Source organism: Agarivorans albus, from assembly GCF_019670105.1.
Taxonomy (GTDB): Bacteria; Pseudomonadota; Gammaproteobacteria; order Enterobacterales; family Celerinatantimonadaceae; genus Agarivorans; species Agarivorans albus.
In genome coordinates this window covers 2,350,860-2,363,250 of sequence record NZ_AP023032.1, presented here as the reverse complement: position 1 = coordinate 2,363,250, position 12,391 = coordinate 2,350,860, and the positions used below count along the sequence as shown (strand labels likewise).

Annotated in this window: 13 protein-coding genes; 4 read left to right on the top strand and 9 right to left on the bottom strand. The window is 42.9% G+C overall.

Going from position 1 to position 12,391, the window contains the following annotated elements:
* Nucleotides 1-55: 55 nt before the first annotated feature.
* From K5620_RS10850 to K5620_RS21810, 9 genes are all read right to left on the bottom strand, one after another.
* Entirely contained in the window at nucleotides 56-721 is a 666-nt protein-coding gene (locus K5620_RS10850; RefSeq protein WP_016401493.1) for a sulfite exporter TauE/SafE family protein, read from the bottom strand.
* Nucleotides 705-878 carry a cbb3-type cytochrome oxidase assembly protein CcoS gene (ccoS, locus tag K5620_RS10845; RefSeq protein ID WP_016401492.1) on the bottom strand — a complete coding sequence of 58 codons (174 nt, stop codon included), beginning with the start codon at nucleotides 876-878 and terminating at the stop codon, nucleotides 705-707. The genes K5620_RS10850 and ccoS overlap by 17 nt, the downstream gene beginning before the upstream one ends.
* Nucleotides 875-3,262, bottom strand: a complete 2,388-nt coding sequence (locus tag K5620_RS10840; protein WP_016401491.1) for a heavy metal translocating P-type ATPase — start codon at nucleotides 3,260-3,262, stop codon at nucleotides 875-877. The genes ccoS and K5620_RS10840 overlap by 4 nt, the downstream gene beginning before the upstream one ends.
* Entirely contained in the window at nucleotides 3,252-3,734 is a 483-nt protein-coding gene (locus tag K5620_RS10835) for a FixH family protein (RefSeq protein WP_016401490.1), read from the bottom strand. The genes K5620_RS10840 and K5620_RS10835 overlap by 11 nt, the downstream gene beginning before the upstream one ends.
* Nucleotides 3,735-3,818: 84 nt before the next feature.
* Entirely contained in the window at nucleotides 3,819-4,787 is a 969-nt protein-coding gene (ccoP, locus tag K5620_RS10830; protein ID WP_016401489.1) for a cytochrome-c oxidase, cbb3-type subunit III, read from the bottom strand.
* Nucleotides 4,784-4,966 (bottom strand): cbb3-type cytochrome oxidase subunit 3, encoded by a 183-nt coding sequence (locus tag K5620_RS10825; RefSeq protein ID WP_016401488.1) that lies wholly within the window; start codon nucleotides 4,964-4,966, stop codon nucleotides 4,784-4,786. The genes ccoP and K5620_RS10825 overlap by 4 nt, the downstream gene beginning before the upstream one ends.
* A gap of 10 nt (nucleotides 4,967-4,976) precedes the next feature.
* Entirely contained in the window at nucleotides 4,977-5,579 is a 603-nt protein-coding gene (gene ccoO / locus K5620_RS10820) for a cytochrome-c oxidase, cbb3-type subunit II (RefSeq protein ID WP_016401487.1), read from the bottom strand.
* Between the two features lies 1 nt (nucleotide 5,580).
* Entirely contained in the window at nucleotides 5,581-7,014 is a 1,434-nt protein-coding gene (gene ccoN, locus K5620_RS10815) for a cytochrome-c oxidase, cbb3-type subunit I (RefSeq protein ID WP_016401486.1), read from the bottom strand.
* A gap of 25 nt (nucleotides 7,015-7,039) precedes the next feature.
* Nucleotides 7,040-7,162 (bottom strand): hypothetical protein, encoded by a 123-nt coding sequence (locus K5620_RS21810; protein WP_016401485.1) that lies wholly within the window; start codon nucleotides 7,160-7,162, stop codon nucleotides 7,040-7,042.
* A 332-nt stretch (nucleotides 7,163-7,494) separates the two neighbouring features.
* Between K5620_RS21810 and K5620_RS10810 the strand changes: the two genes are divergently transcribed.
* The 4 genes from K5620_RS10810 to K5620_RS10795 are packed head-to-tail and all read left to right on the top strand — an operon-like array spanning nucleotide 7,495 to nucleotide 12,364.
* Nucleotides 7,495-8,529: an HD-GYP domain-containing protein gene (locus K5620_RS10810; RefSeq protein ID WP_016401484.1), complete on the top strand. Its 1,035-nt coding sequence runs from the start codon at nucleotides 7,495-7,497 to the stop codon at nucleotides 8,527-8,529.
* A 29-nt stretch (nucleotides 8,530-8,558) separates the two neighbouring features.
* A complete protein-coding gene (locus K5620_RS10805) occupies nucleotides 8,559-10,133 on the top strand; it encodes a response regulator (RefSeq protein WP_016401483.1) in 1,575 nt (524 codons plus the stop codon).
* A 26-nt stretch (nucleotides 10,134-10,159) separates the two neighbouring features.
* Nucleotides 10,160-10,711 (top strand): lipid-binding SYLF domain-containing protein, encoded by a 552-nt coding sequence (locus tag K5620_RS10800; protein WP_016401482.1) that lies wholly within the window; start codon nucleotides 10,160-10,162, stop codon nucleotides 10,709-10,711.
* 60 nt (nucleotides 10,712-10,771) lie between these two features.
* Nucleotides 10,772-12,364 carry an FG-GAP repeat domain-containing protein gene (locus K5620_RS10795; protein WP_040307086.1) on the top strand — a complete coding sequence of 531 codons (1,593 nt, stop codon included), beginning with the start codon at nucleotides 10,772-10,774 and terminating at the stop codon, nucleotides 12,362-12,364.
* Nucleotides 12,365-12,391 lie beyond the last annotated feature (27 nt).

Here is a 12,391-nt window from a genome sequence, read left to right as displayed (position 1 = left end):
TATAGGAGTTCGAGGCAATTCTACTCTTTATGTAATAAATTTTCTAGATCTATTGCTACAACAATGTAACAACTTGGTAGATCCCTAAACTCAAAACACTCAGTCCAGAACAAACTTGTAATACGCGATTTGTCATTAGTTTAGTTAGTTGCTGGCCCAGTAATACGGCTAACAGCATCACACTAAACGTACCTAAACCAAAACTAAACATCACGCCCGCTCCGTTTAGCCAATGAGCCTGGCTAGCACTTAATACCAATGTTGAATAAACCAAACCGCAAGGTAGCCAACCCCATAACATGCCTAATGGTAAACTGGCTGCTGGGTGTTGCAGTGCCAACATCTTACTTGCTTTAGGCTGCACCTTTGACCACAAACCTTTGCCAAGTTGTTCCACTGGCGTGAGAATTGACCACCATCGAGTAAGGTGGATACCCAGTAAAATGAGCATTATCGCTGCGAACCATTGTAAAGCTACTAGCATATAAAACGATTGATGAACTTGGCTAATTGCTTGTATGGAACCAGCAACAATAGCGCCGGCAATAGAGTAGCTTAGGATCCGACCTAGGTTAAAACCGATACTTACTAAAAGTTTATTGGAAGAGTTATTAGCACGAGAACCTAGTATGCATGCGATGCCGCCACACATTGCTATGCAGTGTGTGGCGCCTAATAAGCCGGTGATAAAAGCTGCTACAAAATCAGTCTGTAGGATCATTGTCTTGTTTGGTTTTGTTCTTATCATCAAACAAAATGTTGATACCTTGGCGGTCTAAATCTTCAAATTGTTCGCTTTTAACAGCCCAGAAAAATATACCAATTCCTACACATACAAAGATCAGGGCGATGGGGATCAAGACAAATATAATACTCATTGCTTGTTTAACCTTAAGGAATTAGTGAGTACCGCTAAAGACGATAATGACATACCGATAGCAGCCATATAAGGAGTAACAATTCCAGCCACTGCTAAGGGCAATATTAAGGCATTATACCCTAAGGCCCATGCGAGGTTTTGAGCAATAATCTTTTTAGTCTTTTTGGCGAGATCCATGGCGGTGAGCAAAGTAGAAAGCTTGCTACCCAACAACACAGCGTCAGCACTTGATTTAGCGATGTCGGTGCCCAAACCCATAGCAACCGAAAGCGGTGCGGCGGCCAAAACTGGACCGTCGTTTACTCCATCACCAAGCATTAATAGGTGGGGGGAGTTTTGCGTTTTAGTTTTAACTACTTCGAGTTTTTGTTGGGGTAAAGCGCCGCTAGCAATGTCAGTGATATGTAACTGTTTTGCAACATATTCCACCTGCGCGGAGTCATCCCCAGTTAACATAGAAAGTGAAATATCTCGCGCCTTTAAACCCTGTGAAAAACTAACAGCGTCCTTTTTAATGGTATCTGAAAGATAAACCCTAGCAGCCAACTTATCTTCGACCATTAACACCAACTCGAGCATTCCGGCTATTGGCTCAGCAGCTTGACCACAAAAGGAAGCTTTACCTAGTTTCAACTTTTTACCGTCTACTTCTCCACTCAAACCTAAGCCAGTATGGTGCTCAATATTAGTTGCAGCGTAACCTTGGTATTCGCTGAAGGCATTAGCAATGGGATGGGAGCTTTGTGCTTCTAGAGCACCAATCAGATTAAGAGTTGTTAACTCATTAACATCGCCAAGGCAGTTCACTTGTTTAATCTGTAACTTGCCCTCGGTAAGTGTTCCTGTTTTATCAGATACCACAGACGTAACTTTGGCCAAACTTTCCAACACGTGTCCCCGTTTAACCAATAAGCCTGTTTTTGATAGTTTGTGTGTAGCTGCAGTTAGTGCTGCTGGGGTTGCTAAAGATAAGGCACAGGGACAAGTAGCAACTAAAACCGCCAAGGTAATCCAGAACGCATCTTCTGGTGAGTGAAAATGCCAGTAGGTGTAGGTAAGTGCAGCAATCACCAACAAACCAAAAACAAAGTAGCGAGCTACGCTATCGGCTATTGTTGCTATCTTAGGTTTTTCGCTTTGAGCTTGCTCTTGCAAACGCATGATATTGGCAATAAAGGTGTTTTGAGATACCGCTTCAACTTCTAAATGAACGGTTTGTTCATGGTTAATGGTGCCGGCAAAAACCTGATCACCTAGCTTCTTAGTGATAGGCAATGATTCGCCGGTAAGCGAAGACTCATCAAATTCACTCTCACCAAACACAACTTGTCCATCGGCAGGTACTACTTCGCCGGGTAAAATCACGATAATGTCTGATTGTTTAAGCTGGCTCGCCGCAACCTTTTGTTGCTGACCGGTCTCATCAATTTGCATGGCTAACTTAGGCACTAGCTTAAGCATATTTGAACTGGTTTCGCTGGCCTTGCGTCTTGCTCGCAATTCAAGAAGTCGGCCCAGCAATAACAAAAATGTGAACATGGAAACCGATTCAAAATAAACTTCACCGGTGCCGTTTATCGTGGCGTAAAGCGACGCACTATAGGCGCCTAATAATGCAATGGAAACGGGCACATCCATATTTAGCGTTTTAGCTTTAAGGCTTCGGTAAGCGCCAAAATAAAACGGCTGTGCAGAGAACAGTAATACTGGCGTTGCCATAATTAAGCTCACCCAACGAAAGTAATCTCGATAGATAAGCTCCATGTCCTCAAACAGGTCACCATATAGAGCGATAGCAAACATCATTACTTGCATGGTGGCCAAGCCGGCGACACCCAATTTGAGTAAATGACTGCGGTATAACTTTCGATCTATCTCTTCTTGTTTATCAGTTTGAAAGGGGTTGGCGTTATAGCCAAGCTTATGAATACTTTGTAGTAATTGACTTAACTTTACTTGCTTATCATCCCACACAAGCGTCGCTCGCTGGGTGGTCGAGTTGACATGAATTTTTTGAACACCTGGAATATGTGATAATTGTTTTTCGATTAACCAAGCACAAGCGGCACAGGCGATCCCTTCGATCGAAAGTAAAACTTCCTTGCTGTTTTCATTTTGTGCAACAAACTCTAGTTGAACACTTTCGTCATCATACTCCAACATTTTAACCAAGGCGTCTGGTACTAAGCCTTGAGCACTTGGCGCGGCAGCGGTTCTATGTTGATAATAATCTTCTAAGCCACTTTCAATAATTGTTTGCGCAACGGCAGCACAACCTTGGCAACACATCGCTTGAGAGCTACCAAGAATTGAAACATGCAGATTTACGCCTTTGGGAATAACTTCGTTACAGTGGAAACACAGGCCTTGATTACTTGCCATCGATTTCTTCTGCGTTGTATAGCGGTAGCTTTAATTCTTCCTGCAGTCTCCAGGAATCATCCATAGGACTAATCCGAATAAACCAGCGGCCAGACTCATTTAAATCATCGCCAAAGCGGTATCGACCATTTGCATCAGCAGTAACGACATAACTGCGGTCATTTTTAGCGAGGGTTTTATGTGCTAATTCAATTTTAAGTGGTTGGTTCTTTAGAGAGTCAGGCAGAACCATATCTAATACCAAACCATTATTGGCAGGTGAAACCGCTGCTTTGATCCCCAATTGTTCAGCTTTTTCGATTAACGACAAGTCAGCGTTAATTGCTTTACCTTTTTTATAGTAAGACTCAACAACCATATCGTTGTTGGTTGTAGCAGCTATATAAAAAGTAAACAGGCTTGCAACCACCGCTGCCATAGGTAGCGCGATTAAAAACCACGGCCAAAATTGTTTATACCAAACTTGTTGCATAACAGCATACTTCCATTCACAAGGGGGGCTTAAATATAACAAAAAAAAGCGACGCATAGGCGTCGCTTTTTATAAATTTTAAGTCTATTCGCTCTTAGAAAGCTGATATACGTAGGCGGAAATAAGCTGGATCTTATCTTCTCCTAGAATATCCTTCCAAGCTGGCATTACACCATTACGACCATAGCGAAGGGTTTCTTCAACTGCACGGCGTGAACCACCGTATAACCAAATACCATTGGTTAAATTAGGTGCGCCAAGCGTTTGATTACCGGTGCCGTCGGCGCCGTGACAAGCTGCACATACTGCAAAACGATTTTTACCATTGGCGGCATCAACATCGTTTACCTTACGGCCAGATAAGCTTAGAACATAGGCGGTAACTTCTTTAATACCGTCATCACCTAATACTGCTTCCCAACCAGGCATTTGGCCTTGACGACCGTGCATAAGGCTAGCTTTAATCGCTTCGCCACTTCCACCATATAACCAATCTCCGTCGGTTAAGTTAGGGAAGCCTTTGCCACCTCGAGCCGAAGAACCATGACATTGCGAACAGTTTTGTAGATACAAACGTTGGCCAATTTTAACCGCCGCTGGATCTTCAGAAAGCTCCTCTACACTTCGGTATTCGCCAGACTCGTTGTACGCAACTTGACGGAAAACTTCACCAAATCGAGCATCAGCTTTATCAAGTTCACCTTGGTATTGGTTGGCAACATTGCCGTCGTAAGCAGCTACACGCTCTTGACCTTCTGCAATGCTCTTAATACCCATTTCTGAGCTCTTCCAACCAAGGAAACCTTGCCAGTTACCTAAGCCAGGGTAGGCCGCTAAATAAACCAACGAGAAAACAATGGTAATAATAAACATATAAGACCACCACTTCGGAAGAGGGTTGTTTAACTCCTCGATTCCGTCGAACTCGTGGCCCATTGATTCACCTTCTTTTACGCCGGTGTTGTTCTTATTACATGCCCTTAGCAGCAAGAAACATCCTGCGATGCTGCCTAAGGTTATTACAGTAATCCACACGCTCCAAAATGTGCTCATTTTTTCTGTGCTCCTTCAAATTCCTTTGTCGGGCTAGTTTCAGGCTCGTCGGCAAAAACCAAGTTTGCAGCTTCAGCAAAATCCTTTTTGCGTTTTTTACTGTAGGCCCAGGCAAAAATACCTACAAAAATCGCCATTAAGAAAGCTGTATATAGGCCGCTAAATGTACCAAAGTCCATAACTAACTCCTTATTTTAATGCTGTACCCAACACTTGTAAGTAGGCTATTAAAGCTTCCATTTCAGTTTTGCCTTTAACGGCTTCTTCTGCACCTTCGATGTCTGCATCGGTATAAGGCACGCCAAAATGGTTTTTAAATAGCGCGAGTTTCTTACCTGTTAATGAGCTATCTACTAAGTTTTCCTCTAACCAAGGGAAACCAGGCATGTTCGACTCAGGTACTACATCGCGTGGATTAATTAGGTGCACTCGATGCCATTCATCAGAATAACGTTGACCAACACGTGCTAGATCAGGTCCGGTACGCTTAGAACCCCATAAGAACGGGTGTTCCCAAACACTTTCGCCAGCTACCGAGTAGTGACCATAACGTTCAGTTTCTGCGCGGAATGGACGAATCATTTGGCTATGACAGTTGCTACAGCCTTCGCGGATGTAAATATCACGACCTTCCATTTCTAGAGCAGTGTAAGGCACTAAACCATCTACCGGTTCGGTAGTTTCAGGTTGAAAAATTAGTGGGGTGATTTGTACTAAACCACCAAAACTAATTGCGATAACAATGAATATGGCCAGTAAACCAACATTCTTTTCGATTAACTCGTGCTTCATGTTATGCCTCCTGTCCGTGTTCAATTGGTTTTAGGGAGCCTTTCTCAGCAGTAATGGTTTTGTATGCGTTGTAAGCCATAACAAACATACCTGTTAAGAAGAACACACCACCGATAAAGCGAACAAAGTAGAACGGGTAAGAAGCTTGCAGCGACTCAACAAATGAATATGTTAAGGTGCCATCTTCGTTTACCGCACGCCACATCAAACCTTGCATAACACCAGAGATCCACATCGCTACGATGTAAAGAACTACACCAATAGTCGCAAGCCAGAAGTGGGTGTTAATTAATTTAGTGCTGTACATGCGACCTTGGCCAAATAGCACAGGTATTAGGTGGTAAACACTACCGATTGATACCATAGCAACCCAACCTAAAGCACCAGAGTGAACGTGACCAACAGTCCAGTCTGTGTAGTGAGATAAGGCGTTAACCGTTTTAATTGCCATCATTGGCCCTTCGAAGGTAGACATACCATAGAAAGACAGAGAAACAATTAGGAAACGTAGAATTGGGTCGTAACGAAGTTTATGCCAAGCACCAGACAAGGTCATAATACCGTTGATCATACCCCCCCAAGAAGGAGCGAATAGGATAAGAGACATCACCATACCTAAAGACTGTGCCCAATCAGGCAATGCAGTGTAGTGTAAGTGGTGAGGACCGGCCCAAATGTAAATAGATACTAGTGCCCAAAAGTGAACAATAGACAAGCGGTAACTGTATACAGGGCGACCAGCTTGTTTTGGTACGAAGTAGTACATCATACCCAAGAAGCCAGCAGTAAGCAGGAAGCCAACCGCGTTATGGCCGTACCACCACTGCACCATTGCATCTACAGCACCGGCGTAAATCGAGTACGACTTAGTCATTGTTAGCGGAATAGCCGCATTGTTAACAATGTGCAATACAGCAACGGTAATAATGAATGCACCAAAGAACCAGTTAGCAACATAGATATGCGAGGTTTTTCTTTTGACCAAGGTGCCAAAGAAGACTATTCCATAAGCCACCCATACAATCGCGATTGCAATGCCAATTGGCCATTCTAGTTCCGCATACTCTTTTGAAGTAGTGAAACCCATAGGCAGTGTTATCGCAGCCGATACGATAATCAAATTCCAACCCCAGAATACGAAGGAGGCGAGTGGGCCACCAAACAATCGGGTTTGACAAGTACGCTGTACCACGTAGAAGGAACAAGCCATTAATGCACTGGTACCAAATGCAAAAATAACGGCGTTTGTGTGAAGGGGACGTAACCGGCTATAAGTTAGCCAAGGAGTATCGAAGTTAAGTGCAGGCCAAATTAATTGCGCAGCAATTAATACACCAACACCCATGCCAACTATACCCCAAACAATGGTCATTACAGTGAACTGTCGAACAACCGTGTAGTTGTAATCAGTCTCTGTGCTAGCTGCTTGGTTCATAAATACATGCTTCCGTTGCTATTTATTATTTGTTTAAGCGAGTTTGATGCAATGGCATCAACAACATGAAACGAATTGTTAAACTACTTTCACGTTTAGCACGAATAGAGCCTACAACCAGTAGCTTAACGGCGCGATCATACTTCATCGACTGATCAAATAACAGTTTGAAAAACTAGTTATTTGCATATCTTCGCTAAATATTTAACAAATCTTTTCCAATCAATAAACCGCATTGATCTAGATCAATTATGAACCAATAATTTACATTCGCGTAACCAAAAATCTGCTTTACGTAACATTAGAATTTTGCGATGCGCTTTAGCTCAGTGTTGGCACTAATTAGACTTAAGTCTAAACATTCGTGTATATCTAATGAAACGCATGTTTTTTAAGCGTCATTGTTATTAAATTGTTGATTTTAAGCCTATAGTTACTACTAGTTATTTTTATCGATGGATTGGTAAACAAGGATATTTTATGGAAAACAGGGCCACTGTTCTCATTGTGGACGATACACCAGAGAACATCGACGTATTGGCAGGCATTCTGCGAAATGATTACAAGCTGCAAGTGGCACGCAATGGCGATATGGCATTAAAGATTGTTGCTAAAGCCAATAAACCCGATTTAATACTGCTAGATATTATGATGCCAGGCATCGACGGCTTCGAAGTTTGCCGTCGTTTAAAAGAAGATTTAAGCACTCGCCATATCCCGGTGATTTTTGTTACCGCCAAAATAAGCCCCGCTGATGAACTAAGAGGCCTAGAGTTAGGTGCTGTTGATTACATCACAAAGCCAGTAAGCCCACCGGTAGTAAAAGTAAGGGTGAAAACCCAACTTGCTTTGTACAATCAAAATCGCGAGTTAGACCGAAAGGTAAAAGAGCAAACCGATGTTATAAATACCACCCGTTTACAAATCATTCAGCGTTTAGGTAGAGCCGCAGAGTACAAAGACAATGAAACCGGCATGCACGTTATTCGCATGAGTTATTACTCGCGCATTCTTGGTTTAGCCGCTGGAATGAGCGAAAGAGATGCAGACATACTTATGAATGCTGCGCCGATGCACGATATTGGCAAAATCGGTATTCCAGACCGTGTATTGCAAAAACCTGGGAAGTTAGACGCCGAAGAATGGGAAATTATGCAAAGCCATGCAGTAATTGGTGGTGAAATTCTCGGCGAGGGTGATAGTTCAGAGTTACTCGAGCTTGCGAGAACAGTAGCATTAACCCACCACGAAAAATGGAACGGCAAAGGTTACCCCAATGGACTTGCTGGAGAAGATATTCCTATTGAAGGGCGAATTGTTGCTATTGCTGATGTGTTTGATGCCCTCACTTGCGAACGCCCATACAAAAAAGCCTGGCCTGTAGAAAAGGCCATCGAGCTTTTGGAAAGTGAGGCTGGAGTTCATTTCGACCCCAAGTTAGTGCCATTATTTATAGAAGCACTTCCCGAAATACTCGAAGTAAAAGAACAATTTAAAGAGTCTTTAGAAGAATAGTTGGCTGGCCGCGAAGGATACGCTTTTACATGCAACTGAATAAACTCACAGTGCTAATCGTCGACGATATGGCACCAATAAGAAAAATCACCTATGAGCAATTACGTCGCTTTGGCATCGGCCAAGTAATACAAGCAGAAAACGGCGCGCAAGCGCTAAATGTATTGAAAAAACGGCATGTCGACCTAATTTTGTCTGATTGGAATATGCCGGTGATGAGTGGCATCGAGTTTCTTAAGACAGTTAGGCAATCAGAAACATGGCGACACATCCCGTTTATTATGATTACCGCAGAAGCTGAGCGCAATAGAGTTTCGGAAGCCATAAGCGAAGGCGTAACCGATCTTATTATTAAGCCCTTCACCACTGCATTGTTGCAGTCTAGGTTACAACAAGCAGCAAAAGGCGATGTGAGAAACCGCCAATCCTTAGCCAATAGCGAGGAGCCCGAACTCGAAGAACTACCCATACCAGAGCCTGTAGCTGCAACGCCTTTAGCCCAATCAAAACAAAACACCGTATTAGTCGTTGACGATACGCCAGAAAATCTCACATTGTTAGGCGGCTTATTACGCGATGACTACCGCGTGCTACTGACTAAAACTGGGAAAAAGGCCTTAGAGATTTGTTGCTCTGAGACGCCACCAGATCTGATATTGCTAGATGTAATGATGCCCGAAATGGATGGCTATGAAGTGCTAGAAAAGCTCCGTCAACATCCAAACTCACAACACATACCGGTTATTTTTGTAACCGCCTTAACCGAGATAGGCGACCAAACAAAAGGGCTTGAAGGTGGCGCAATAGACTACATCACAAAGCCTATTCAACCGGAACTACTTAAACTTAGAGTGCGCAATCATCTGCGCTCGGTCGATCTCCATAAACATCTACAAAGTGACTTAGATAATCTTATAGAGAAAGAGAAGCTAAAAAATAGTGTCGATCAGTTGCTAAGGCACGATCTAAAAGGGCCAATTGCGGGTATTGTTGCCTTAGCTGAGCAAATCAAAACCGATCGTCAGGCAACTGCTAATATTAACGAAAGCTCAGTGATGATAGACGAATTGTCTATGCAATTGCTCAACATGATTAACCTATCAACCGAGTTATATAAAATTGAACAAGGTCGCTTCGAGCTAAAAGCTAAACCGTTTTCTGTTCACTTAATGCTTAAAAAAATGCTAACCGTAGTCAGGAAAACTTTTAGCAGCAAACAACTACTTATGTACTTAGAGCCAGAAGAAGAAGATCCTGGTAACGAAGTATTAGCCTTAGGCGACGAATCCTTAAGTTACTCTCTATTCTTTAATCTGCTTAAAAATGCCTGTGAAGCAGCGCCCGGTCGAAGCAGAGTGTCTGTATCAATAAACGTTGTAGACAATAAGGTCGAAGTTACTACCGAGAATGTAGGCGCTGTGCCCGAGGCGATAAGAGAGAACTTTTGGGAAAAATACGTCACGTCTGGTAAAGATACTGGCACAGGCTTAGGCACTTACTCGGTAAGTTTGCTCAGCGATGCTCAAAATGGCGAAGTAAGTATGCGCACCAGCGATAAAGACAATACCACCACCATTACAGTGGCATTGCCACTTTCTGTTTAGTTTTATTTGAACAACGAGGAACTACAATGAAAAACCTACTAGTTAGCTTAAGTACAGCACTGCTGTTTTTTAGTACTGTTTGTTTTGCCGATGTTGCCGAAGACCGGGCTGAATACGATAAGTCGGCCAACGAGACTATCGCTAAATTTAAGGAAGAAAAGCCTGATATATCAGGAAAAATGGCAAGCGGTGTCGGCTATGCTGTATTTAGTAACGTTGGCGTTAATTTGTTTGTTATTTCAGCTGGCGGTGGAACTGGTATCGCAGTGGATAATGCATCAGGTAAGAAAACCTATATGAAAATGGGCGAAGCTGGCGTAGGTTTTGGTTTAGGTGTAAAAGATTTTAGGGCTTTAATGATCTTCAAAACTCGTGAAGCCTTCGACAAGTTTGTAGAAAGCGGATGGCTGTTTGGCGCCCAAGCAGATGCCGCCGCAACGGCCGGAGATAAAGGCGGTTCAGCCGAGGTCGAAGGTGCTATCGGTGATGTAGAAATATATCAGTTAACGGAAGCGGGTCTGTCACTTGAAGCCACTATTAAAGGCACCAAGTTTTGGCAAGACAGCGATTTAAACTAAGAAATACAGCTACACTTTAAATAGCCAGCGATAAGCTGGCTTTTTTATTAAGGGCTTAGCATGATGCAACTTGTAACACTTATCTTAGTTGTAGCTTCATTTGTAACCAGTTTGGCCGCCAGTGCCTTGGAGTTTAAAGCCGTTTCGACTAACGCTAATGCACTCATACAACAATGGCACAAACAAGAACTTAAAGCCCAAGGCGGCGAGTTTGGCTCACATGGTTGGTGGCCATGGGGAGTAGGCGGCTTTGACTACGATAACGATGGCGATGTGGATCTCTACCTTTCTCATCACGGCACCCCAGGTGGTAAGCTTTTAGTTAACCAATTAATACCTAGTGGCGTTTTAGAATTTAAAAACCTTAGCACAAACCAAAGGCTACCAGGCGCCGACGACAAACCATGGTTTTTTGATTTTGACGGTGATGGTTGGCTCGACATCGCCGCTTTCTCTGATGAGAAAAAGAATCCTTATGTCTTGAATAAGCAAGGTGAATTCGAAGTCGCTTCACCTAATGAAACCTTTTCTCCAGTGTCTTATCCCAAAACGGTGTTAGACATAAATAAAGATGGCTACTTAGACTTAGATGCAGGGCGCAAGGGCGCTTTTTACTACCAAGCTGATCAACAAACATTTCAACGCGATAAAAACTACAGCTCTAGTGACAATCATTTATTGCCCGCTAAATACCAACAAATTGAACAAGACTTTAAGGCCAACAACAAAAAGAACCGTTTTTTTCGAGCTAATACCTACCAACACTTTATAAATCGTTCGCCAATACCAAGTCCTATGCTTACACCCATTGATCTCAATAACGATCAGCAAAGTGACATTATCGTCGCTGGTCACGGCGGCTATGGCGGTGATCACCTAGGCTGGTATTTTTTAGCCACTAAGGAAGGTTACTCTTTATCAAATAAACGCCTCAAGCTGCCAGAATACGCAACGCCAATATTTGTTGGAGATTTAAATGGTGATCAGCGCCAAGACTTAATCACAACTGGTAAAGGTAAAGGCGACGTTTACCTACAAACAGACAAAGGTTTTGTTAAGCAAAATTCGCCACTAAGCAAGATGCTAAATGCCGGTGCACCTTATCTTGTGCGTGTGTTTGCAGTGGACTTTGACAACGACAGAGATTTAGATTTGCTACTTTCTAATCCTCGAAAAAAGTATGGAAAGGTGTGGGAAAATGATGGGAAAGGCAAGTTTAAACAAGTATTAAGCTTTAATGGTTGGGACTCTAACCCAGTATTTATCACCGATTTAAACAACGATTTGCGCCAAGATATTGTGATAGGTGGGGCGAGTAACCAACAGCTGCAAGTGTTCTTAAATACCGGCCAAAAGCAACAAAACAGCCTGTATATTTACCCTCGCTATAAGCAACCCAACCCCTATGCGGTTGACGCCATAGTCAAGATATACCAAGGTGAAAAACTCATTGATCAACAAAGGGCAAGGTGGGACGGTTTGCCTCTGGTTTTTTCTTTAGGAAAGCTGAGCAAGGTAAGCGCAGAAATAACTTTTAGTGATGGAACAACAGAGCGTTATGAAGATTTAGTGGCCAATCACAATTACACGCTTATCTATAAAGGTGGTAAGTTTATAGGCCATATTCCAGCACACTTAGTGGCTAAGTATTAGCGTTAAAAGAGTAGGGCAAAGCTAGTA